Source organism: Micromonospora sp. NPDC049101 (genome assembly GCF_040648675.1).
In the GTDB taxonomy this organism is placed as follows: Bacteria; Actinomycetota; Actinomycetes; order Mycobacteriales; family Micromonosporaceae; genus Micromonospora.
This window is the reverse complement of sequence record NZ_JBEZED010000002.1, coordinates 117,520-140,553: the sequence shown is the minus strand read 5'-3', so window position 1 is coordinate 140,553 and position 23,034 is coordinate 117,520. Positions and strand designations below refer to the sequence as shown.

Genomic DNA, 23,034 nt, shown 5'->3' with positions numbered 1-23,034 from the left:
GACAGTTGGTGTGTTGTCGGAGGTGCTCACGCACCGTCGAGCCGGCCGGTCCCGATGTGATCCCGGCCGCCCGCGCGCGGCGCGAGGATCAGGTGGCCCGCGGAGGACCGCCCCACCACCCGGAGGGGAGTCGCTCGCCCACAAGGCGAGGATCCGCAACGACCACCGGACGCCCGGTGAACGTTCGTGGACACCGCACTAGCGGACGCGGAGCCCGGCCACGAGGAGGTCGACCAGGCGGCGTGCGTCGTAGCGGGGGTCGTTGCCCGCGCCGATGCAGAGATTGCCGACGCCGCGCAGCAGCGCGTAGGCGTCGAGGTCGGGGCGGATCTCGTCGGCGGCGACGGCGGCGTCGAGGAGTTGGTCGCAGACCGGGACAAGCCGGTCGAGGAAGTAGGCGTGCAGGGTCTGGAAGGCGGCGTCGTCGGACTGTAGCGCGGCGGCGAGACCGTGCTTGGTGACCAGGAAGTCGACGAACAGGTCGATCCACTGCGCCAGGGCGGCGTACGGGGTGCCGCTGTCGGCCAGTAGGTCCGGTCCCGCGTCGGCGCACGCCTCGATCTGGTGCCGGTAGACGGCGACGATGAGGTCGGCCCGGCTGGGGAAGTGGCGGTAGATCGTGCCCACGCCGACCCCTGCTCGGACGGCGATGTCCCGCACGGGGACGTCGACGCCGGAGGTGACAAACGCCGCGGCGGCAGCGTCGAGCAGGGCCCTCTCGTTGCGCCGGGCGTCGGCCCGCTTACGCGGGACCGGTTGCTGAACGCCGCTGTCGATGTCAGCCACGTCGCGTTACCTCCGTCACTCCACTTGGCATCCGGAACGCAGTTCCGTATCGTGTTTACCGGAACGACGCTCCGCTTGCTCAGCATAATGAACCGGCGCGCTACCGCCAAACCCTGGACCGCCGGACGTCTGAAGGAGAAACAGTCATGCAGTACCGCACCTTGGGCCGCACTGGTGTGCAGGTCAGCACCCTCGTACTCGGCGCGATGAACTTCGGCAAGATCGGCAACACCACCCAGGAGGACGCCACCGCCATCGTCGACGCAGCGCTGCAGGCGGGGATCAACCTCATCGACACCGCCGACGTCTACAGCGGCGGCCAGTCCGAGGAGATGGTCGGCAAGGCCATCGCCGGTCGCCGCGAGGACGTCATTCTGGCCACCAAGGCGACCCTGCCGATGGGCGACGAACGCAACCAGCGGGGCGGCTCGCGCCGCTGGTTGGTCACCGCGCTGGAGAACAGCCTGCGCCGCCTCGGCGTCGACCACGTCGACCTCTACCAGATGCACCGGTGGGATCCGACGACCAGCGACGACGAGACGCTGTCGGCGCTGACGGACCTGCAGCGCGCGGGCAAGATCCGCTACTTCGGCTCCTCGACCTTCCCCGCCTACCGCATCGTGCAGGCGCAGTGGGCCGCCCGCGAGGGACGTCTGAGCCGTTACGTGACCGAGCAGCCGAACTACTCGATCCTGCAGCGTGGCATCGAGACCCACGTGCTGCCCGCGACCCAGGAGTACGGCATGGGCGTGCTCGCCTGGAGCCCACTGGCATCGGGCTGGCTGTCCGGCGCGATCCGTGCCGGACAGGACATCAGCACGAACCGCTCGAGCTTCATGCAGCAGCGCTACGACGTCAGCATCCCCGCCAACCGCGCCAAGCTCGACGCCGTCGAGCAACTCGCCACAGTCGCCGACGAGGCCGGCCTCAGCATCATCCAACTCGCGCTCGGCTTCGTCACCGCGCACCCGGGCGTGACCAGCGCGATCATCGGCCCTCGCACGACGGACCACCTCCGCTCGCAGCTCGCCGCCGCGGACACGGTCCTCCCGGCCGACGTGCTGGACGCCATCGACGCGATCGTGGCCCCCGGCGTCGACCTCGCCGCCGACGAGAAGAACGACACCCCGCCCGCTCTGCTCGAGCCGGCGCTGCGCCGCCGCTGACCACCCGGCAGTCAGTGACCAGGCGGACGCGCGGGCGCATGTCCGCCTGCCGCTGACCCGCCAGACCTTCCAGACTCGGCGCCGAAAGGACGGACGGACCCATGCCAAGCAAGCCCTCGCCCAGCTTCGGGCTCATGACCGCCCCGATGCACGTCGACTACCACGACATCCTGCGGGTATGGCAGGAGGCGGACGCCATCGCCGAGATCGAGCACGCGTGGCTGTTCGACCACCTCATGCCCATCGGTGGCGACCCGGGCGGACCGGCGTACGAAGGCTGGACCCTGCTCTCCGCCCTCGCCACGCAGACCGAGCGGCTGCGACTGGGCGTAATGGTGACCAGCAACCGCTTCCGGCCTCCCGCATTGCTCGCCAAGATCGCCACGGTCGTCGACATCGTTTCCGGCGGGCGCCTCGACTTCGGCATCGGCGTCGGGTCACGGCCTGGTCACCCTCTGGCCCGGCGGGAGTACGCCGCGCACGGCCTGCCCTTCGCCGACACCGCCGACGCCGTGGGCAGCCTCGCCGAGGCGCTCACGGTCATCCGGCGACTCTGGACCGACAACGAGCCCTTCGACTTCCACGGAACGTACGTCGACCTGACCGGAGCGTTCGCCAGCCCCAAGCCCGTGCAGCGCCCGCACCCACCGATCGTTGTCGGTGGCCGCTCCGCCGCCACATTGCGGGTGGTCGCCGAGCACGCGGACATCTGGAACATCGCCAGCGGAGACATCGACGACGCCGTCAGCCGCAGCGCCCTGCTGGAACGCTACTGCGCCGAAATCGGCCGCGACCCGGCGTCGATCACCCGCTCGATCAACCTGCCCGTCTCCTACGACCAGCCCGGGCTCACCCAGGACGCCATCGGCAGGACGATCGGCGCCGGCTTCGGGCACATCGTGCTCACACTGCCGGCGCCCTACCCCGCTGGCGTCGCGCGTTGGGTCGCCGATGAGCTCATCACCCCGTCCACCGCATAGCTGCCCCGGCGGGTCGGCCTGATTGGAGTTGTGCGGACGGCAGATTGAGCCGGAATTCGAAACTGTGCAACTCGGCCGGTTGCTCACGTGCTCGGTCTGCCAAACCGCCGTCGAGGTCCTTGGCCAGCTCGCGAAGGATTTCGAGTTCGAACAGAATCTCTCCTGGGCAAACAGAGCGCCACAGCGGCCACCACGATCGCCAAGCCGGCGCAGGCGAGCCAGACCGTCACGTAACCGGCCGTACCCGTCACCGGCGTCGCGACCCCGGGCACGTGGCTCGACAGGGCCGCCATGACGGCCGCGAAGGTGGCTACGGCGTCGTGAACCAGTGCCGTCAGCACGTACCCCGCCGCAGTCAGTACCGCCCCGACGGCCACAGCGGTCCGGCTCCCGGCCCGTTCGGTCAGCCGAGGCGCCAGCCAGGTGCCGGCGAACGCGGCGAGACCGAACGCGAGCAGCACGAGTCCCAGTTGCAGCGAGGCGAGGCCTCACCCGATTCCGGTGCTTGCGGGCAGCCCGAGGTACAGGGCGCTGGCCGCCTGACTGCCGAACAACTCGGCCCCGGCGAAAAACCCGGCGAGCACCGGCAGACCCAGTGCACCGCGCAGCATGAGCGAAATGTCGACGAAGGGATGCGAGACACGCTGCTCGACCCGGACCCAGATGGCGAGCAGGGCCAGGCCTCCGGCGATCCCCCCGACCGTGCGGGCGTCCGTCCATCCCCAGTCGCTGCCGTTGCCGACGGCGGCGAGCAGCAGCACCAGCCCGACGCTCAACAGCACCGCTCCGGTCCAGTCGATGCGGCCCATCGTGCGCAGCGTCGTCTCAGGCACAAGCCACGCCACCACCGGGACCACCAGGATCATGAGGGCGGCGGGTATCCACAACGTCGCCGACAGACTGAAGTACTGACGTATCACCCCCGACAGCAGCAGGCCGGCGCTGCCGCCCACAGCGACCGCGCCGACGAGCAGCCCGATCGCCCGTCCGGTCGAATGCCCGGCCCGCTCACGGATGATCGCGAACTCCAGCGACAGCAACGCCGCCAACGGCCCTTGAACAGCTCGCCCCAGGAGCAGGATCTCGAAGGTCGGCGCGACGGCCACGACCACCGACCCGACCGCGACCGAGGCGGCTGCCACGACCAGGAAACGGCGGTGACCGTAGCGGTCACCGAGCGAGACCTCCTCCGACCGCAGAGAACCCGCTTGGTGCACCTGCGCCCGGACGATTCTCGCGCGATCGGCGTCGAGCCGTCGTCAGCAACAGTCACTTCGGCGTGGTGGTAGGGATGCTCGTGCTCCAGAACGCCGGCATGAACCAGCAGGTCGGTCCCAACCGGTGCACGGGTGAGCAGAATGGTCGCGATGTCGGTCCGGGCCTTGCTCAACCGCTCGATCTCCGAGGCAAGGCCGGCGTCGACCTGCCTCAGGACGTCCGCTGCCGCCACGCCGTCCAGGCAGATCTCGCGGATCTGGGAGAGCGGCACGCCGAGTTCGGACAAGCACCGGATGCGCTGCAGAAGCATGAGGTCGGACACCCCGTACTGCTTGTATCCGTTGTATCGGCGCGTGGGCTCATCGAGCAGGCCGATCCGATGGTAATGCCGGATCGCGTTGACCGTCGTACCGGCGAGCTCCGCCAGCTCCCGGGTGCTCCAGGCCACGTCAGCTCCTCCCCCCTTGGTACGGCTGTGGCTCCACGCTCGCATCGGCGGGGCGGCGTTCGCGTCGGTGAAACACCCTTACGTAGCAATGGCCAGTAGAACCTGAGTACCAACGGCGGGCCGGAAATGCCGACCGCGGTACCACGATGGGGGCTGTGCCCGGATCTAGCGTGGTGAGCATGATTCAGGTACGCGAAGTAACCAAGCGATACGGTGCGAAGACGGTCGTCGACCGCCTGTCGTTCACCGCGAAGCCCGGACAGGTCACCGGCTTCCTCGGCCCCAACGGTGCCGGCAAGTCGACGACCATGCGGATGATCGTCGCCCTCGACGCACCAACCTCCGGTGACGTGCTGGTCAACGGCAAGCCGTACGCGTCGTCGAAGGCGCCGTTGCGCGAGATCGGCGTGCTGCTCGAGGCCAAGGCCGCGCACCCCGGCCGGACGGCGGTCAGCCACCTTCTGGCCTTGGCTCGCACGAACGGCATCTCGCGCTCGCGCGTGGACGAGGTGCTCGACCTGGCCGGCCTCTCCGCCGTCGCCCACAAGCGGGTCGGTGCGTTCTCCCTCGGCATGGGCCAGCGGCTCGGCATCGCCGCCGCGCTGCTCGGTGACCCGGCCGTGGTGATGCTCGACGAGCCGGTCAACGGCCTCGACCCCGAGGGTGTCCTCTGGGTGCGCAACCTGCTCACCGGCCTGGCCGCCGAGGGCCGCACCGTGATGCTGTCCTCACACCTGATGAGCGAGGTCTCGCTGATCGCGGACCACCTGGTCATCATCGGCCGGGGCAAGCTGCTGGCCGACACCACCGTGGCCGACTTCGTGACCGCCGAAGGCGTCCGGGTCGTCACTCCCGCCCCCGACGCACTGCGCACGACGGTTGCCGGCCCGGGCATCACGGTCACCTCGACCGGCGCCGAGGAACTGCTCGTCGCCGGCACCTCCGCCCGCAAGATCGGGCTGGCCGCGGCCGCCCGCGGCATCCCGCTGTTCGAACTCACCCCGCAGAACGCCTCGCTGGAAGAGGCGTTCATGGACCTGACCCGCGACGCTGTCGAATACGAGGCCTCCCGATGAAGATCACCCCTGGTGGCGTCGCCGCCGCCGAATGGACCAAGTTCTCCTCCCTGCGCTCCACCTGGATCACGACCGGCATCTCCGTCTTCCTCCTGATCGCCTTCGGCATGATCGCCTCGGCGTCCTTCTCGGGCGACAACCTGACCTCGGTCGATCTGGCCCTGTCCGGCAGCGCCCTGGCCGCCCTGTCCGTCGGCGTGCTCGGCGCGTTGCTGGGGGCGAGCGAATACACCACTGGCATGATCCGGGCGACCCTCGCCGCGGTGCCCCGCCGGTTGCCGGTGCTGTGGTCGAAGAGCCTCGTGGCCGGGGCAGCCGCCTTCGTCACGATGACCATCGGCGCCTTCGCCGCTTTCGCCCTGGGATCGGCCGTGCTCAACGACAAGATCGGCAGCCTGGGCCTCGGCGACGACGGCGTGCTGCGGGCCCTGCTCGGCGCCGGCCTCTATCTGGGGCTGGTCGCGGTGCTCGGCGTCGCGCTCGGCATGATCGTCCGGTCCAGCGCCGGAGCCATCGCGATCCTGGCCGGCGCGCTGCTGGTCGTGCCCGGTCTGGCCCCGCTGCTGCCGGACTCGATCTCCGAGGCCATCACCCCCTACCTGCCCAGCAACGCCGGCAGCGCCGTGATGGCACTGGCTCCCACGGACGGCACGCTGGATCCGTGGGCCGGTCTCGCGGTCTTCGCCGGGTACGTGGCCGTGACGCTCGCCGCTGCCGCCTATCGGCTCAAGAAGACCGACGCGTAAGGGAGACTCGGGCGATGAGCACGCAGGGATGGCTCGTGGACCGGCAGGCAGGGCTGCGGGCGTTCGACCGGCGCCACCCGTGGGTCATGGACACCCTGGTAGCCGTCCCGATCGTGCTCTTCAGCATCCCGAACATCATCGAGAAACCCCTGTCGGCGACCATCGCGACCCTGGTGCTGCTGTCACCGCTGTACTGGCGGCGGCGGTACCCGTTCCCGGCGTTCCTGGCCACCGCCCTCATCGAGTTGATCGAGGGACTACTGGACGTCGGCGTCGGCGCCGGGGTGATCCTGCTCGTGATGCTGTTCGGGGTGGCCTCCCGCGGTTCGTGGCGGGCGCTGGCCTGGGCCTCCGGGATCGCCCTCGCGCTGCTGGTCGCCGAGATCTACCTGATCAACCCGGTGACGGAGAACCGCGTCACCACCCTGCTCCTGGCGATCGGCACAGAGGCGGCCGCGGTCGCGTCCGGCGTCGCGGTGCGCACCCGCCGGGCGTACCTCATCGCCCTGGAGGACCGGGCCGCCCGCCTCGAGATCGAACGGGATCAGCAGGCCCGCCTGGCCGTCGCTGAGGAGCGGGCCCGGGTGGCCCGCGAGATGCACGACATCGTCGGCCATCACGTGTCGGTGATCGTCGGCCTCGCCGACGGCAGCGCCGCCCTCGCCAGATCGCGGCAGGAGCAGACCGCCGAACCGCTCGGGCTGATCGGCGAGACCGGCCGTCAGGCGCTCGCGGAGCTGCGCCGGGTGCTGGGCGTGCTGCGCGAGGGTGACCCTGGTCCGCAGCTGAGGCCGCAGCCCGGCATCGACGATCTCGACCGGCTGCTGCCGAGCGTGCGGGCAGCCGGGCTGCCAGTCACCTACTCCACCTCGGGCGAGCTGCACACCCTCGGCAAGGGGCTGCAGCTCGCGGTCTACCGCATCGTCCAGGAAGCGCTCACCAACACCCTCAAACACGCGGGGCGCAGCGCGTCCGCGACAGTCACTCTCGCTGCCTGCCGCGGAGAGGTACGGGTACGCGTTCTCGACAACGGCCGTGCCATACCGGCCCCGCCAAGCCACGGCCTGCTCGGCATAGGCGAACGCGCCGCCATGTACAGCGGGGTGGTGACCGCCGGCCCGGTCGAGAACGGCTGGCTCGTTGACGTCGTCCTCAAGGAGCCCTCATGACCACCGTCCTGATCGTCGACGACCAGCAGTTGCAACGAATGGGCTTCAAGATGCTGCTCGACGGCACCCCCGGCATCACCGTGCTGGGTGAGGCCGCCAACGGTGCCGAGGCCGTGCGGAAAGTCGATCAGACCCGGCCCGATGTGGTGCTGATGGATGTGCGCATGCCCGGCATGGACGGCATCGAGGCCACCCGCCGCATAACCGCGGCCGGTTCCCGCACCCACGTGCTGATCCTGACCACATTCGATCTGGACGAATACGTCTACGCCGGACTTCGAGCCGGAGCGAGCGGCTTTCTCCTCAAAGACGCGCGCCCCGAGGAACTGATCGCCGGTATCCGCGCCGTCGCGAGCGGAGACTCAGTGGTAGCCCCCAGCCTGACCCGCAAGCTGATGGACGCCTACCTGCAGGAACCGGCGCCGACCACATCCGAGGATCCTCGCCTGAGCACGCTGAGCGAGCGGGAGCGCGAGGTGCTCGAGGCGATCGGCCAGGGCGCCACCAACACCGAGATCGCCGAACGCTTCACGCTGACCGAGTCGACAGTGAAGAAGCACGTCGGACGGGTCCTGTTCAAGATCGGCGCCCGCGACCGGATCCAGGCGGTGATCTTCGCGTACGACAACGGCCTGGTCCAGCCTCGCTGACGGGCAGGAAGCCCTGCGCCGATGCCTCATCCAGCCACTGCGTGGTCGGGCCCTGCGTAGGCATGCGGATCCGCTCCTCGCTCCTCGGCGCCAGGGTCGGCGAAGGCGGCCTCGAAGTAGGTCAGTCCGCCGGTGAGGTGCTGCCGCAGTCGCCGCACGTCGAACCCGTCGCACGGAGTCGGCAACGTGTACTGCTCCGCGGTGGTGCCGGCCGCTACCCGCGCCAAGTCATCGAGCAGAGTCACAATCACGCGAGCATTCGACACCGTGTTCCGGCAACAGGGTCAAGTGCCGTCCGCGACCCCGGGCAGCGCCTCCGGCAGGTATCGGGTTTGTGGAGCCGCAACCTCGATGGCGTGCAGGCCCCAGCCGATCACCCCCGGCCGTCGGCGACCGTAGACGCACGGCGGCGGGCCGACCGGGTCCGATCGCGAGGCCGAGGGAGCGGGCGCTGGCCCGACCGACGGTCCGGCCAAGGTCAGTCACCTGCTCTCAGGGCATTGAGCACGGCCGTCACCTCGGGGCGTGACGCGGCCGGTCGCCGGGCCCCGGCGGTGATGCGCCGGGTCAGCGGTGGGCTCAGCGGTCGGGTCACCACCCGGTATCGCGGGTCCACCGCCAGCTTCGGCAGCATGGTGATCGAGCGGCCGTTCTCCACGTGCTGGAGCGCCAGCATGTAGTTGTTGAACCGACAGATCACCGCGGGCTCGAAGCCGGCCTCCCGGCACAGCCGGGTGGACAGCTCGGACATGTACGAGCCGGCGACGTCGAACGTCCAGCGCTGCTGCGCGCACGCCTCCAGGGCTACCGACTCGGCGCTGGTCAGCGGATGCTCCGGGGGCAGTACGAGCACGATCGGGTCGGTGGCGAGCGGCACCAGGTGGATCTCCGGGGAGAGCTCGGCGCCGGCGAAGTCGGCCGTCGTGATGATCAGGTCAACCTCGCCGCGACGCAGCGCCGGCATGCTCTCGTGCGGCTCCAGCTCCAGCAACACCACGCTCACATCCGGGTGTCGGGCCGCGAGACGGACAAGCGCCGGTTCGGCGAGGGCTTGCACCGCACTCTGGAACGCGGCCACGGTGACCGTGCCGGCCGGCTCCTCGGCGAGGCGGCGAAGCTCCGCCTCGGCCGAGTCCATGGCAGCGAGGATCTCCCGAGCCCGGCCGGCGAGCAACATTCCGGCCGCAGTGAGCCGCACCCGCCGCCCGGTGCGTTCGAGCAGCGCGGTCCGGGTCTCCCGTTCCAGCGTGATCAGCTGCTGCGACACCGCCGACGGGCTCAGGTTGCCGCGCTGCGCAACGGCCCGGACGGTGCCGTAGGTCGCCAGGTCGGCGAGCAGGCGCAGTCGCCACGGATTCAGCGTCATGACCGCCGACTGTACGGCTTTGCTTAACAGCGACAGCGGAAATGTGCGATGGACGTGCCTGTCCTGGCTGCCTAGCGTCGATCCATGGCTGATTCGTTCTGGTCCGACGCCGATCGTCACCTGGTCCGCTACATCGGCGCGGGCAGCTTCGTACGCGAGATCATCGACCGCGCCGAGGGCAGTTTCGTCTTCACCGCCGACGGCCGCCGCCTGCTCGACTTCACGTCGGGGCAGATGAGCGCGATCCTCGGCCACTCCCACCCGGCCGTCGTAGCCACGATCCAGCGGCAGGCAGCCACTCTCGACCACCTGTTCAGTGGCATGCTGAGCCGGCCCGTGGTCGAGCTGGCACGCCGCCTCGCCGGCTCGCTGCCCGCGCCGCTGGACAAGGTCCTGCTGCTCACCACCGGCGCGGAGTCCAACGAGGCGGCGATCCGGATGGCGAAGCTGGTCACCGGCCGGCACGAAATCATCTCGTTCGCCCGGTCCTGGCACGGGATGACGCAGGCTGCGGCGAGCGCCACCTACAGCTCGGGGCGCAAGGGGTACGGGCCCGCGGCGCCCGGCAACTTCGCGATCCCCACGCCGAACGCGTACCGTCCCGACTTCACCTTTCCCAACGGCGAGCTGGACTGGGGGCATCAGCTGGAGTTCGCGTTCGAGCTGTTCGACGCCCAGTCGGTGGGCAGCCTGGCGGCGTGCGTCGTCGAGCCGATCCTCAGCTCCGGCGGGGTGATCGACCTACCGCCGGGATACCTCGTGGCGCTGCGCGACAAGGTGCACGAGCGGGGCGGGCTGTTGATCCTCGACGAGGCGCAGACCGGTCTGTGCCGCACCGGAGAGTGGTACGCGTTCCAGCGCGACGGCGTCGTGCCGGACATCCTGACCTTGTCCAAGACGCTCGGCGCCGGCCTGCCGCTGGCCGCTGTGGTGACCAGCCCGGAGATCGAGCAGACGGCGCACGAGCGCGGCTTCCTCTTCTTCACCACCCACGTCTCAGACCCGCTGGTGGCTGCGGTCGGCAACACGGTCCTGGACGTGCTGGAGGATGACCGGCTCGACGAACAGGCGGCGCAACTGGGCTCGTACCTGCGGAAGGGTCTTCAGGAAATCGGCCAACGGCACCCCGTGGTCGGCGACGTGCGCGGCCGCGGGCTGCTGGTCGGGCTCGAGCTGGTCAGGGACCGGGAGTCGAAACGACCGGCCGACGCGTTGGGCGCCGCGGTGACCGGGCGTTGCCTGGAGCTGGGCCTGCACATGAACGTGGTGCAGCTGCCGGGCATGGGCGGCGTCTTCCGCATCGCGCCAGCGCTCACCTCCAGCCACGCAGAGCTGGACCTGGGCCTGGAAATCCTCGACCATGCACTCGCCGACGTGGTGCCGCAGTTCATACCCTGATAGACCGGCCGGGGAGCATGATTCCGGTTGGATGGATGACCACTTCGCGGCGCCGTCGAGCAGCTTCAAGCGCTACGTCGCGCGGGAAATCTTCGGAGCCGTTCGTGCGAGCATCGCGCCAGCCGTGGCGTGAATCAGCAACTCTCCAGCGAGGACCCCAGCTTCCGTAATCGGCCATCGCACCGTGCGTGCAGCGCCCCTCGATCAGGGCGAAGCCTGCACGAGCGCACGGCGGGTGCTATGCAGGGGCGTCGTCATGCCGGGCCGGCCCGAAGAGCGTCATGACGAGCGCCACAATGCTGAAAAAGCCAGATCCCAAGGCCAGCAGAAGCGAGGGTACGAAGGCATCTGGCGGTGGCACCCAGCCACCAAGCACCCAGGGCAACGTGACAAGGACGACGACCGCTGCCGTGGTGGCGACTTCGTTGACAACGAACGCGGTTGATATGGCCGAGCCGCCGCGAGCGACTGTGCGGTAGGTCGTGTCGGCAGTTGAGGCAACCAGCACGACCGAGAGCGCGATGAAAGTAAGAGCACCCCAGATCGGCTCCAGGCCGGCGAGTGTGAGCGACACGATGAGCGGCACGGCCGAGACCAAGAAGATCCACCGCACTCCTGAGCGCATGTAGCGGTCGGCCGCAGCTGAGCCCTTGCGGGTCTTGTGCAGGTCGGAGTCGAGGTAGAAGAAGACTCCAACGAGAAGTGTGCCGACAAGAGCACCAGAGACTTCTGCCATGGTAAAGAAGAACTCGTCGCTGATTCCTCGCATCGCGACCGACTCCCCTTCAGCATGGAAGATGTCCCGACGGCAGCCTCTCGGTCACCATACGACCGGCCGAGGAGGGCGTGTGCGTATTCGCAGTCTCGGCATTTCGAGGTGCCAGGTCCGTGCGTTCGGGCGCGAGTTATCCGAGGCCCGGAAGGCAGCATCAGCACACTGAGAGCGCCTTTCGCATTTGTGTCATTCGGGTGTGCTCACGGTGCTGCCGGGCAGGGGAAGCTACGGCCACAACGGTTCACCCCGGCTGCGGATGGGCGGCGGTTCGCGTTCTATGGACGGATGTTCACCGTCGACTTCCAGGATCGGGCGTCGTCGTGCCGGTGGCACCGCGACCACGCCGGCAACCTGATCGCCGATCATGGCCGAAACGTGGCGGAGTTCTTCGACGAGGGCGTTTGTCGCCGGCAGCCTCGTGACCGCCGGCACACCCGCGGAGCGCGCGGACCAGGCGAAGGGCCCCGGTCGACGTGACCAGACCCTGAGGTCGCTCGGCGCACCCCACATGGTCAGCCGGTCTTGGTGGCGAATGGGCCACCGTCGCCGAACGCGAGCCGCGCGAAGTTCTCGGCGATACGGCGATGTCCAGCAGGGTCGGGGTGCACCTCGTCGGGCAGCGGGAGTTCGGCGTAGTCCGCCTCGCCGTACAGGTCCCGTCCGTCGAGGTAGTACAGGTTCGGGTCGTCGGCCGTGCGCTGTTCGACGATCCGGGCGAGTTCGTCACGGATGACGTTGAGCGTCAGCCGCCCGGCGCTGCGCTCGGCCGGATCGCCCGTGGCCTTGAACCGCAGGGTCCCGCCCTCGAAGTCCGGCGCGAGGGGGCCGGGCGTGTCCTCCTGGACCGGGCACAGAATGGCCGACACGACCAGCAGAGGTGTGGTCGGATGCCCCTCGCGGACGGTGTCGAGGAAACCGTGGACCGCGGGAGCGAAGGCGCGCAGACGCATCACATCGCTGTTGACGATGTTGATGCCGATCTTCAGGCTGATCAGGTCCGCCGGGATGTCGCGCATCGCGCGGGCGGTGAACGGGTCGAGCAGCGCGCTCCCGCCGAACCCCATGTTGACCAACTCCACGCCGCCCGCAGCCGCGGCCAGGGCTGGCCAGGTGGCGCTGGGATGAGCGGCGTTCGAGCCGTGGCTGATGGAACTGCCGTGGTGCAGCCACGTCCTGCGCCCGCTGGGCGGGGCCTGCTCAACGGGCGCGTCGGTGCGCAGCGCGATCAGCTCGGTGATCTCCGTGTGCGGGAGCCAGATCTCGACGTCCTTCTCCCCCGCCGGCAGATCCGCGAAGCGGGCGGTGCCGGCCGGCCCCTCGGTCAGCACCGAGGTTTGGGTGAACATGTCGGTAACCGTCCGGACGTTGCCCTCGGGGACCGAGGCCTGCGCGGCCAGGCGGCCGTTGACCAGCAGGTCGTAGACGCCGTCCGCCGGTGGTGGGAAGCCTTGGTAGACCCGTTTGGTGGGCAGCGTGTCCAGTTCGATCGTGGTGGCCCGGGTACGGAACGCCAGCCGCACACCGGAGGGCTGGGCCTCGGCCATGGCCAGTTGGTCGTCGGGGATCTGCCGGCGCGCCTGGGCGGTCAGCCGGTGCGGCAGCAGACCGCGCGCGGTCGCCTCCACGTCGACAAAGCCGCGCAGGAAATCCGCGGTGACCGGGGTGATCCATTGGCGTTCGGTGGGCATTGCCTCAAGCCTTTCGACCGAAATCTCGGTGTTCATCGGCGCGCCGCGCAGCGAACCGCTTGCGGCGGTGCGGCCGTTGTCCGGGTCAGGTAGTGCTGCGGTTGCGTAACAGCGCGTCGAGCGCATCCACGATCCAGTCCCAGGATTCCTGCGCGGCGGGGGCGCTGTGCGCGAAACCACCGGCCAGCTCCAAACTGACGTAGCCGTGGAAGACGCTGCCCAACATTCGGACCGCATGCGTCGCGTCCGGCTCGTCCACGTCGTAGCCCCGCAGGATCGCCCGGGCCATCTGGGCGTGCCGGACGCCGGCGCTGGCGGGCCTGCCTGCTAACGACTTGCGGTCTTCAAGGTCGAGGCGGTGCCGGTCAGCAGCAGCTCAGGCCCGCACTTCGTTGCGAAACGCCTGCGATCCGGTGGCCACCGGGATGGGTGTCGGTGGCCACCGTTTCCGCACGGGGCATCCTGGTCAGCTGCCGCGGCACCCGTCGGATGCCTGCGTGTTTGTGGACACGTCGACGAGGGCGAGCGGCGCGGTGAGTAGACCGCCGGAGATGCCGGTGGCGAGCCCTCTCCCCGTGGAGATCGTCACGGGCTCTGCTGCCGCTGTGGCGCAGCAGCCGCCGGAGTCGGCGATGGTGTCGTCGCCGATGACCGGGTTGCTGTTGCAGACACCGGTTTCCGGCAGGTCGAGCTGGACGTCGCGGGCGGCGGCCCAGTCACCGGCGAGCGCGGCGACGACGGAACGGGCTTGCTCGTAGCCGGTGGCCATGAGGAACGTGGGGGCGCGGCCGTAGCTCTTCACGCCGATGGCGTAGAAGTTAGGTTCGGGGTGGGCGAGTTCGTCGACGCCGTGCGGCGGGACGGTGCCGCAGGAGTGCTCGTTGGGATCGATCAGCGGGGCGAGCGCCCGGGTGGAGCCCATGATCGGGTCTAGGTCGAGGCGGAGTTCGGAGACGATCGTGTGGTCCGGGCGGAATCCGGTGGCGGCCACGACCTGGTCGACCTCGATCGTGCGGGATCCGTCCGACACCTCCACCCCACCGTTCGGCAGCAACGTCAGGGAGTGGACGGAGAACCCGGTGACCAGGTGGATCCGGCCCGCTTCGACGTGCTCGCGTAGCCGGGTGCCGAGAGCCCCCCGTGCCGGGAGTGCGTCGGCTGCCTCGCCGCCGTAGGTGCGGGCGGGGCTGGTCGCGCGGATCGCCCAGCTGATGCTGGTCCCCTGCTCTTGTTCAGCTAGGTCGGCCAGGGATAGGAGTGTGTTCGCGGCCGAGTGGCCGGCGCCGACAACCAGGGTTCGCCGGCCGGCGAACCGGTCACGGTCGGCACCGAGAACGTTGGGCAAGGCGTGGTCGAGCAGCGCGGCCACGTCGGTCTCGCCGTGGGCGGGGATTCCGGAGGCACCGAGGACGTTGGGGGTGGCCCAGGTGCCGGAGGCGTCGATGACCGCCCGCGCGAGGAGGTCTTCGCCGGTGCTCAGGCGGATCAGAAACGGGGCGGTCTCCCGCCCGGTGGTGCGGACCCGGTCGAGGCCGAATCGGGTCACCGCTACGACCCGGGTGCCGTAGCGGATGTGTGGCTTCAGCTCCGAGAGGTCGGCCAGGGGCTGGAGGTAGTCCGTGGCGAGTTGTTCGCCGGTCGGAAGGATGTCGAGGTCGGGCTCGACCCAGCCGGCGTCCTGAAGGAGGCGGCCGGCGGTGCGATCGATGTTGTAGCGCCACGGGGAGAACAGCCGCACGTGCCCCCACTGGCGTACGGCGGCGGCGGGACCGTCCCCGGCTTCGAGGACGGTGAAGGGCAGGCCGCGGTCGTGCAGGTGGGCGGCGGCGGCCAGGCCCACCGGTCCCGCGCCGATCACGACGACGGGCAGGCCTTCCAGGTGAATGCTCACAACAACTCCTGCTGTCTCGATGCTGTTCGAAATAGTTGGGCGGACTGGGCGCTCGGTGATCAGCGCGGCCAGATCAGCGCGTGGATGTCGGTGCGGTTGCGGTCGTAGCGGCGGCGGGCCCGCTCGGCTGCCGCGGTGAACTCGGCGCAGCCGTCGCAGAACCGCGCCGCGATGTCGGCCGCGCGGCGTCGGTTTGCCCGGAACATGGCGCTCTCCTCATGCTCTCGCAGATACTGTCTCGAAGTTGCTCGAATCAGAGAGTTGCACGTTGTTTCGAGATCTGTCAACCTAGAGAGATGTCAAAGCAGACCGGGACAGCGCTGCGCCTCACCGACCTCGACGAGGGTGCGCCCTGCTGCGCGCCGATCAGCGAGCAGCGGATCCCCGCCGAGACCGCCGCTGTGCTCGCGCCGGCCTTCAAGGCTCTCGGCGACCCGGTACGGCTCCAGCTCATGTCGATGATCGCCTCGGCACCCGGCGGGGAGACCTGCGTCTGCGACCTCACCCCGGCGTTCGACCTGACCGGACCCACAATCTCCCACCACCTGAAGACCCTGCGCGAGACCGGCCTCGTCGACGCCGAGCGTCGTGGCACCTGGGTGTACTACCGGCCCCGACCGGGCATCATGCGACAGCTCGCGTCGCTGCTGACGGTCGACGCCGCCAGCACTCCACGATGAGCGAGGTGAGGACCTCAATTGAGGGTCATGGGCGCCGCAGGCGTGCACGCTGCCGGCGGCGGAGCAGCAGTTACGGCTGGCGGAGCCCGGTGGGCTGCTCGCCGCCGGGGTGATCACGCAACTGTTCGATCGGCTGGACACGATCGTAAGCCCGACGAATTAAGCGGTGGGCAAATCTCCTCCTGACGGGCCGCCCACCTGCCCAGACCGCTCGTTCGCGCGTCTTCCCCGACGAGCGGCAACCCGGCCGGGCCTTCGTGCACACCGCCACCTTGGCCCTCTGATCACTCAGTACTACACCCTTGTCCGCGATCGGGCAGGACCAGGAGAAGGCTTGACCCCGAGGCGCCCACGCTGTCCGGAGGGGTGACCACCGCACAACGGGTGACTTGACTTCGCAAACCAACTCAGCAACCATTGAGTCAATGGACGCTGAGTCATCTTCGTTGTGGCGACGGGCGCGGATCCACGCCGCCCTAGGCGAGCCGGCCCGCCTCGCCATCGTGGACACCCTCACCGTCGGCGACGCCTCCCCCGGCGAGATCGCCCGCGCCCTGCGCCTGCCCACGAACCTCGTCGCGCACCACGTGAAGGTGCTGCAAGACGCCGGTCTCCTGGTACGGACCCGGTCCGAGGGTGACCGGCGGCGTACCTACCTGCGCCTGGAACCCGAGGCCCTCGCGGCGCTGACTCCCCCGCCGCTGGCCGAGGCGGCGCGGGTGGTGTTCGTGTGCACCCACAACTCCGCGCGTTCCCAGCTCGCCGCCGCGCTCTGGGCCCAACGCGCCCGAATCCCGGCCGCCTCCGCCGGCACTCAACCCGCCCCACGGGTGCACCCTCGGGCGATCAAGGTCGCGAGCCGGCACGGCCTCACGCTCAACCCGACCGGTACCGCGCACGTCGCCGATGTCGTGCACGAGGGCGACCTGGTCATCGCGGTCTGCGACAACGCCCACGAAGACCTCACCGAGACCGTCCGGCCCCGGCTGCACTGGTCCGTGCCCGACCCCGCGCCGGCCGACAGTGACGCCGCGTTCGAGGCCGCATTCACCGACCTCGCCGGACGCATCGACCGCCTCGCGCCCGCCCTCGAGCCCGGAGCGTCCCATGCCTGACCTGACCGCCCACGACCGGCGCGAAGACCTGTCCGTCGACCGGCAACTCGCGCTGCACACCGCCGCCACCCGGCTCGCCGCCGGGTTCGACGGCACCCACGGCACCGAGACCATCGAACGGCCCCTACACGCAAAGCGACGACCAGTTCGCCACCAACGGCAGCGTGCCCACTTCCTCCCCCTGCTCGCCGAACGGTTCGCCCGCCAACGCCTGCACGCCCTGGCCCGAGTCGAAGGACTCCACCACGACGGCCGCCCCGTCGTCCTGTTCCTCGGCACCCACAACGCCGGCCGCAGCCAGATGGCCCCTGGCTTCTTCACCCACCTGGCCGGAGACCGCGCCGTGGCCTGGCCCGGCGGATCCGAACCCGGCATCGAGGTCAACCCCGCCGCCATCACCGCGATGACCGAACGCGGCATCGACATCTCCGGCGAGTACCCCAAACCCTGGACCGACGAAGCCGTCCGCGCCGCCGACATCGTGATCACCATGGGCTGCGGCGACTCCCCCAGCACCCGCTACGAGAACTGGGACCTCAACGACCCCTTCGGGCACACCGTCGCCGAGATACGACCCGTACGCGGCGAGTTCAAGCGACGCGTCCGCCGCCTCCTCGACCAACTCGACATCCCCACCACCGGATAACCCCGGCCTCGTCCCAAGCCAGCGAACCAACCGTCCAGGCCGCAGGACCAGCCCGCCGACCTCTCAGAACCGGAGCACCACCCTGATGACCACCGAAGCACCCTGGCGGCGACTCCTCGCCGAATTCCTCGGCACCGCACTGCTCGTCACCGCCGTCGTCGGCTCCGGAATCATGGCCACCACCCTGTCACCCAACGACACCGGCCTACAGCTACTGGAGAACTCCGTCGCGACCGCCCTCGCCCTGGGCGCACTCATCCTGATCTTCGGCCCGGTATCCGGCGCGCACTTCAACCCCGTCGTCTCCGCCGCCGACTGGTTCCTAGGTCGCCGTACCCGTAGCGGCCTCACCACCCGGGAACTGTGCGGCTACATCGCCGCCCAAAGCGCGGGCGCCATCGGCGGCTCGATCCTGGCCAACCTGATGTTCGCGCTACCCGCGGTCGAATGGTCGACCAAGGAAAGGTCCGCCGGGCACCTGTGGCTCGGTGAAGTGGTCGCCACGGCCGGGCTCATCCTGCTGGTCTTCGCCCTGGCCCGCGCTGGCCGCTCCCTCGCCGCTCCCGCTGCCGTCGGCGCCTACATCGGCGCCGCTTACTGGTTCACGTCATCAACGTCGTTCGCCAACCCTGCCGTCACCCTTGCCCGGGCGTTTACCGACACCTTTGCCGGCATCGACCCCTCCTCCGTTCCCGCGTTCATCCTGGCTCAACTCGGCGGGCTCCTCCTGGGGGTGGCCCTCCTCCTCGCCCTGTATCCGCAGGTTGATCACCGCGCCGGCGAGGTGCATGTCCAGCACCCGTCCGCCGACGAGCACGCAGCCGGCGTTGCCAGCCAGACATCCTGATAGAAAGGAAGAACAGCGATGAGCAAGCCCAGTGTTCTATTCGTGTGCGTACACAATGCCGGCCGTTCTCAGATGGCCGCCGGCTGGCTCCGCCACCTCGGCGGCGACACCGTCGAGGTCCGCTCAGCCGGGTCGGAACCCGCCGAACAGATCAACCCTGTCGCGGTGCAGGCCATGCGCGAGGTGGGTATCGACATCACTGCCAACACTCCGCGCAAGCTGGAGTACGACCTCGCCAGAAGCTCCGACGTGATCATCACCATGGGCTGCGGGGACGCATGCCCCGTCTTTCCTGGCAAGCGGTACGAGGACTGGCAACTTACCGACCCCGCGGGTCAGGGCATTGAAACTGTGCGCGAGGTCCGCGATGAGATCCGTCACCGCGTCAAGAGCCTCCTGGCGGAGCTGCTTCCCGCTGACGTTCGAGCACGAACCAATCAGTCTGATTGACGGCGTCGCACGTCCCGATGCCCGACGCCGTCTGATGTCATGTATCGCTCTGCCGTTGGGACACGGCGCCCCATCGGGTCAGGACCAGGCGCTGGTGTCGGCGTGCTCGCAGCCGTTCAGGTCGACGGTGTCGGCGGACAGTTCGTCAGCGGGGTCCAGCAACAGGCGCAGCCGGGGGTTGCCGATGCGGTAAAGCACACGTCGACCCCGCCGTTCGGCAACGACTGGGCGGCGGGTCCGCAGACGGGCAAGTGGTTGGAGATCCGACCAGGGACAACCGCGAGCCGCACCGGCACGTCCCGGTTTTCGGATCATGGCTTGCGCAGGCGGATAGGCCGCCACCATGGGAACTGGCAGGACGTTGTGCCGGGGAGACGTGACCCTCATCTGCTGAGCCGTCACGCCCACGTCATCAGTTGACCATGCTGGTTCGGCCCCGGCCACCACGGTGCGCCGAACTGTTCGAGGAATGCCGTTGCGGGGGCTGTTGTGAACGCTCGTTTGGAAGACCTGCCCGTCGTGGTGATCGGTGCGGGGCCAGTGGGCCTTGCCGCCGCCGCACACCTGTACGAGCGTGGAATCCCGTTCGCGCTGTTGGAAGCCGGCGACGGCCCTGCTGCCGCCGTCCGGCAGTGGGGACACGTTCGGCTGTTCTCCCCCTGGCGGTACAACATCGACCGCGCAGCCGGACGGTTGCTCGACTCGGCCGGTTGGGTGGAGCCGGAGCCGGACGACCTGCCGACCGGGGCCCAACTCGCTGAGGCGTATCTTCAGCCACTTGCTGAACTGCCGGCCTTGCGACCGAGTGTGCGCTACGGCACGCAAGTCGTAGCGGTCACCAGGCTGAATTTGGATCGGGTCAGCTCCAGCCGGCGGGAATCAACACCGTTCCTGGTTCGCCTCAGCGACGGTGAGGACATGCTGGCCAGAGCTGTCGTCGACGCCTCCGGCACCTGGGGTATGCCGAACACTCTCGGAGCCTCTGGCATCCCGGCTCATGGAGAGGCCGCCGCTCGGAGCCTGCTCGAGCACGCCCTGCCCGACGTCCTTGGCTCCGCCATCGACCGGTTTACCGGTGCGCACACCTTGGTCGTGGGATCCGGCCACTCGGCCGCGAATACGCTCCTCGCCCTGGCCGATCTGGCTGGCATGTCAGAGGGAACTACCGTGACATGGGCAATCCGGGCTGCCAGGCCGGACCGGCTCTATGGCAGCGGCGAGTCGGATCCGCTGCCTGCCCGAGGCGCACTTGCCACCCGGCTACGTGAACACGTCGAAACGGGGCGAATCCGGCTGGTAACCGGCTTCTCGGTGCAGACGCTGGTGCCGTCGGCGGGTGGCGGGGTGAGTGTCTTCGACGGGGTCCGCCGCCTTGTGGTGGATCGGATCGTGGCAGCGACCGGTTTTCGCCCCGACCACACCATCGCCTCGGAACTGCGCTTGGATCTCGATCCGATCCTCGGCTCCCCCCGTGCCCTCGCACCGCTGATCGACCCGAACGCGCACACCTGCGACACCGTCGCGCCGCACGGCGTCAACGAACTCACCCACTCTGAGCCGGGCTACTACGCCGTGGGCGTCAAGAGCTACGGTCGCGCTCCGACGTTCCTCCTGACCACAGGTTACGAACAGGCCCGCTCGGTTGTCGCCGCGCTGGCCGGGGACTGGGACGCGGCACGCGAAAGCCAACTGAACCTGCCCGAAGCGGGCGTGTGCACGAGCAGCACGGAAGACGTCGATGTCGCCACCAGCGGCTGCGCCGCGCCGGCGAGCGGTCAGTCCGCGACCGGCTTCCCCGGTCGCCGGCTGACCGGGCACCGAACCCTGATCGAACTGGTGGATGAGTCTCCGGCGGGGACAGGACAATCCGACATCTGCAGCTGCTGATGCCCATCACGCAAACAGCACCTGCCGGAGGTCCCACCGGCGGCGGCCTGTTCCAGGGGTGGCGGATCGTGGCCGCGTTGGCGGTCACTCAGACCGTTGGCTACGGCGTCCTCTACTACACCTTCGCAGTCCTGCTCCACCCGATGGCGGCGACCCTGCACGCCTCTACCACCACCGTCACGGGCGCTCTGACCGCGGCGATTCTCGCTTGGGCGGTCATGGCTGTGCCGGTCGGAAGATGGCTCGATCGGCACGGCGGCAGGGCTCTCATGACCGTCGGTTCCCTGGCGGCGACCGGACTCGTCGTGGCATGGTCTCAGGTCCGTACCGTCGCGCAGCTGTACGCCGTGCTGATCGGTATCGGCCTCACCATGGCCATGGTGCTGTACGAGCCGGCATCGGCGATCATCGTCTCCTGGTTCGACCCGGCACGGCGCGCCAAGGCGCTACTGCTGATGATCGTCATCGCCGGCTTCGCGAGCACCATCTTCCTGCCGCTTACCGGCCAGCTCGTCGCCCGGTTTGAGTGGCGTACCACGTTGGTCGTACTGGCCGTGGTCTACGGTCTGATCGCCATACCGCTGCACGTGAGTGCCGTGCGCAGGCCGCCGCACCTCAAGGCGAAATCGCCAAGCGCCACCCCGGAGAGGCGGCGCGCACTGATCCGGGCGGCGCTGCGGGACGGCCGATTCTGGTGCCTGGCGGTCGCATTCGTCGCGCACACCGCGGCTGTGGCCGCCATAACCGTTCACCTGGTCGGGTTCCTCATCAGCGTGGGGCATCCGGGAACGTTCGCCGCGACGGTCGCCGGCCTGCTCGGCGTCCTGTCGGTCGCGGGACGCCTGATTCTCACCGGTGCGCAGCGTCGTGTCCGTACGACCACTGTCGTCGCGATCGTCTTCGGGATCCAGGCCGGCGCCGCGTTGGCCCTCCCGATTGTCGGTGGCAGCCGGATCGGGGCGATCGTGGCGGTGATCGGCTTCGGACTCGGCTTCGGCGTGGCCAGCCTCGCCACGCCCGCCTTACTCGCCGACCGTTACGGGACGACCACCTATGCGAGCATCGCGGGCACCTTGGCCGTGCCCACGACTCTTGCCAAGGCGGGTGCGCCGCTCGGCGCCGCAGCCCTGCTGGTCAGCCCTGGTGGCTACACGACAGTCCTCGTCGCTATCGGTGGCAGCTGCCTCGTAGCCGCGGCCGGCATCCTCGCCCGGGCCGGAGAGCCGTCGCCGATCGCGGAGGGGGAACTCGTCGCCCCCTCCGCCGCGGACACCCGCTCGGCGGGCAGGGACACCACGGCGTCGTAGGCGGAATGTGCGCCGCAACGACTCCCGGCAGGCACCATCGTCGCCCACGCGTTGCCAGGGGCGAACTTGCGGCGCAAGGCGCGGCGGGCTTGCCGGAAACGACAACCGCTGGTGGCCCGTGCGTCGGCCGCTGCGGGTTTCCTCTCGTCGCGGTCAATCCGAGACGACCTCAACCGCTGGTCGCTCGCCCCACCCTCACTGACCGTCAGAACGCGAATGGCCTGTCGGATTCATGTCTTGCCCACGCTCGTCAGCGACCGATAGCATCGCCGAAGTTGCTTACATCAGCCAATATTGATGTTGGCGACGGGAGCTGCGCTTGTACAGACGTTTGCCGATTCGGGGAGGCACCTCGTGAACGTACAGCCTGTAGGTATTCCGCTGACCGAGATCGGCGCCGCCTGCGCGGCGCCTGTTGATGACTCCAAGGGGCTGGTCGTCTACGTCAACGACGAGGATGAGAGCAGGTCGGCCCTGGCGACGTTCGACCTGCTCGCGGACCCGCCCGACTGCTGTCGAATGCGCACCCGACTGCTCGCCCGTGACGAGTCCGGCGCGCGTCCGGAGGTGGTTGCCGAGGTCGCCGCACACATGGGTTCGTGGCCGTTGCCGCTGACGGTGGTAGACGGGCACCCGGTGGTAGCGCAGCGACTGCCGACGCTGGAGGAACTGGCTCGATTCACCAACGGCAAGACGTACGGCCCGGCACCCAGTCTGCTGCCGTCCTGAATCCTGCCGCAGGGGT

At 69.2% G+C, this 23,034-nt stretch carries 23 protein-coding genes and 2 pseudogenes; 15 read left to right on the top strand and 10 right to left on the bottom strand.

What is annotated here, in order from left to right; translation table 11 throughout:
• Positions 1–198: 198 nt before the first annotated feature.
• Positions 199–777, bottom strand: a complete 579-nt coding sequence (locus AB0B57_RS03345; protein WP_357064971.1) for a TetR/AcrR family transcriptional regulator — start codon at positions 775–777, stop codon at positions 199–201.
• A gap of 155 nt (positions 778–932) precedes the next feature.
• Here AB0B57_RS03345 and AB0B57_RS03340 point away from each other — a divergent pair, with 155 nt between their 5' ends.
• Positions 933–1,952 carry an aldo/keto reductase gene (locus AB0B57_RS03340; protein ID WP_357064709.1) on the top strand — a complete coding sequence of 340 codons (1,020 nt, stop codon included), beginning with the start codon at positions 933–935 and terminating at the stop codon, positions 1,950–1,952.
• A gap of 101 nt (positions 1,953–2,053) precedes the next feature.
• Complete coding sequence (locus tag AB0B57_RS03335; RefSeq protein ID WP_357064708.1) at positions 2,054–2,932, top strand: LLM class flavin-dependent oxidoreductase; 879 nt, start codon at positions 2,054–2,056, stop codon at positions 2,930–2,932.
• 488 nt (positions 2,933–3,420) lie between these two features.
• On the opposite strand, the gene AB0B57_RS03330 is transcribed toward AB0B57_RS03335, so the two are convergent.
• The gene (locus AB0B57_RS03330; protein ID WP_357064707.1) at positions 3,421–4,149 is read right to left on the bottom strand and encodes an MFS transporter; all 729 of its coding nucleotides are present in this window, start codon (positions 4,147–4,149) and stop codon (positions 3,421–3,423) included.
• Positions 4,150–4,403: 254 nt separating this feature from the next.
• Positions 4,404–4,643, bottom strand: a pseudogene (locus tag AB0B57_RS03325) (MerR family transcriptional regulator); the annotation flags it as partial.
• A gap of 134 nt (positions 4,644–4,777) precedes the next feature.
• Here AB0B57_RS03325 and AB0B57_RS03320 point away from each other — a divergent pair.
• The 4 genes from AB0B57_RS03320 to AB0B57_RS03305 are packed head-to-tail and all read left to right on the top strand — an operon-like array spanning position 4,778 to position 8,239.
• A complete protein-coding gene (locus tag AB0B57_RS03320; protein ID WP_357064705.1) occupies positions 4,778–5,674 on the top strand; it encodes an ABC transporter ATP-binding protein in 897 nt (298 codons plus the stop codon).
• A complete protein-coding gene (locus tag AB0B57_RS03315; protein WP_357064703.1) occupies positions 5,671–6,420 on the top strand; it encodes an ABC transporter permease in 750 nt (249 codons plus the stop codon). Before AB0B57_RS03320 ends, AB0B57_RS03315 begins: the two co-directional genes overlap by 4 nt.
• 14 nt (positions 6,421–6,434) lie before the next feature.
• A complete protein-coding gene (locus AB0B57_RS03310) occupies positions 6,435–7,589 on the top strand; it encodes a histidine kinase (RefSeq protein WP_357064701.1) in 1,155 nt (384 codons plus the stop codon).
• On the top strand, positions 7,586–8,239 hold the full coding sequence (locus tag AB0B57_RS03305; protein ID WP_357064699.1) for a response regulator transcription factor: 654 nt from the start codon (positions 7,586–7,588) through the stop codon (positions 8,237–8,239). The genes AB0B57_RS03310 and AB0B57_RS03305 overlap by 4 nt, the downstream gene beginning before the upstream one ends.
• A gap of 26 nt (positions 8,240–8,265) precedes the next feature.
• On the opposite strand, the gene AB0B57_RS03300 is transcribed toward AB0B57_RS03305, so the two are convergent.
• Together AB0B57_RS03300 and AB0B57_RS03295 are read right to left on the bottom strand one after the other, a co-directional pair.
• A complete protein-coding gene (locus AB0B57_RS03300) occupies positions 8,266–8,490 on the bottom strand; it encodes a maleylpyruvate isomerase N-terminal domain-containing protein (protein ID WP_357064697.1) in 225 nt (74 codons plus the stop codon).
• A gap of 227 nt (positions 8,491–8,717) precedes the next feature.
• Positions 8,718–9,605, bottom strand: a complete 888-nt coding sequence (locus AB0B57_RS03295) for a LysR family transcriptional regulator (protein WP_357064695.1) — start codon at positions 9,603–9,605, stop codon at positions 8,718–8,720.
• A gap of 84 nt (positions 9,606–9,689) precedes the next feature.
• On the opposite strand from AB0B57_RS03295, the gene AB0B57_RS03290 reads away from it, so the two are divergent.
• The gene (locus AB0B57_RS03290; RefSeq protein ID WP_357064693.1) at positions 9,690–11,003 is read left to right on the top strand and encodes an aspartate aminotransferase family protein; all 1,314 of its coding nucleotides are present in this window, start codon (positions 9,690–9,692) and stop codon (positions 11,001–11,003) included.
• Positions 11,004–11,241: 238 nt separating this feature from the next.
• Here the strand turns inward: AB0B57_RS03290 and AB0B57_RS03285 are convergent, their stop codons facing one another.
• The 5 genes and pseudogenes from AB0B57_RS03285 to AB0B57_RS03265 all read right to left on the bottom strand — a co-directional run bounded on the left by AB0B57_RS03285 (position 11,242) and on the right by AB0B57_RS03265 (position 15,563).
• Complete coding sequence (locus tag AB0B57_RS03285; protein ID WP_357064692.1) at positions 11,242–11,772, bottom strand: hypothetical protein; 531 nt, start codon at positions 11,770–11,772, stop codon at positions 11,242–11,244.
• A 518-nt stretch (positions 11,773–12,290) separates the two neighbouring features.
• Positions 12,291–13,466: a GDSL-type esterase/lipase family protein gene (locus AB0B57_RS03280; RefSeq protein ID WP_357064690.1), complete on the bottom strand. Its 1,176-nt coding sequence runs from the start codon at positions 13,464–13,466 to the stop codon at positions 12,291–12,293.
• An 85-nt stretch (positions 13,467–13,551) separates the two neighbouring features.
• Positions 13,552–13,773, bottom strand: a pseudogene (locus AB0B57_RS03275) (TetR-like C-terminal domain-containing protein); the annotation flags it as partial.
• Positions 13,774–13,932: 159 nt separating this feature from the next.
• Positions 13,933–15,357: an FAD-dependent oxidoreductase gene (locus AB0B57_RS03270; RefSeq protein ID WP_357064688.1), complete on the bottom strand. Its 1,425-nt coding sequence runs from the start codon at positions 15,355–15,357 to the stop codon at positions 13,933–13,935.
• Positions 15,358–15,416: 59 nt separating this feature from the next.
• Positions 15,417–15,563 carry a hypothetical protein gene (locus AB0B57_RS03265; protein ID WP_357064687.1) on the bottom strand — a complete coding sequence of 49 codons (147 nt, stop codon included), beginning with the start codon at positions 15,561–15,563 and terminating at the stop codon, positions 15,417–15,419.
• A gap of 90 nt (positions 15,564–15,653) precedes the next feature.
• Here AB0B57_RS03265 and AB0B57_RS03260 point away from each other — a divergent pair, with 90 nt between their 5' ends.
• The 8 genes from AB0B57_RS03260 to AB0B57_RS03225 all read left to right on the top strand — a co-directional run bounded on the left by AB0B57_RS03260 (position 15,654) and on the right by AB0B57_RS03225 (position 23,018).
• Complete coding sequence (locus tag AB0B57_RS03260; RefSeq protein ID WP_357064685.1) at positions 15,654–16,037, top strand: metalloregulator ArsR/SmtB family transcription factor; 384 nt, start codon at positions 15,654–15,656, stop codon at positions 16,035–16,037.
• A 425-nt stretch (positions 16,038–16,462) separates the two neighbouring features.
• Positions 16,463–17,152 carry a MarR family transcriptional regulator gene (locus AB0B57_RS03255; protein ID WP_357064683.1) on the top strand — a complete coding sequence of 230 codons (690 nt, stop codon included), beginning with the start codon at positions 16,463–16,465 and terminating at the stop codon, positions 17,150–17,152.
• On the top strand, positions 17,145–17,798 hold the full coding sequence (locus AB0B57_RS03250; RefSeq protein WP_357064681.1) for an arsenate reductase ArsC: 654 nt from the start codon (positions 17,145–17,147) through the stop codon (positions 17,796–17,798). The genes AB0B57_RS03255 and AB0B57_RS03250 overlap by 8 nt, the downstream gene beginning before the upstream one ends.
• 85 nt (positions 17,799–17,883) lie before the next feature.
• On the top strand, positions 17,884–18,645 hold the full coding sequence (locus AB0B57_RS03245) for an MIP/aquaporin family protein (protein ID WP_357064680.1): 762 nt from the start codon (positions 17,884–17,886) through the stop codon (positions 18,643–18,645).
• Between the two features lie 18 nt (positions 18,646–18,663).
• Positions 18,664–19,095: an arsenate reductase ArsC gene (locus tag AB0B57_RS03240; protein WP_357064678.1), complete on the top strand. Its 432-nt coding sequence runs from the start codon at positions 18,664–18,666 to the stop codon at positions 19,093–19,095.
• Positions 19,096–19,584: 489 nt separating this feature from the next.
• Positions 19,585–20,982 carry an NAD(P)-binding domain-containing protein gene (locus AB0B57_RS03235; protein WP_357064676.1) on the top strand — a complete coding sequence of 466 codons (1,398 nt, stop codon included), beginning with the start codon at positions 19,585–19,587 and terminating at the stop codon, positions 20,980–20,982.
• Entirely contained in the window at positions 20,982–22,289 is a 1,308-nt protein-coding gene (locus AB0B57_RS03230) for an MFS transporter (protein ID WP_357064674.1), read from the top strand. Before AB0B57_RS03235 ends, AB0B57_RS03230 begins: the two co-directional genes overlap by 1 nt.
• A 354-nt stretch (positions 22,290–22,643) precedes the next feature.
• The gene (locus AB0B57_RS03225) at positions 22,644–23,018 is read left to right on the top strand and encodes a hypothetical protein (protein WP_357064673.1); all 375 of its coding nucleotides are present in this window, start codon (positions 22,644–22,646) and stop codon (positions 23,016–23,018) included.
• The last annotated feature ends 16 nt before the right edge of the window (positions 23,019–23,034 follow it).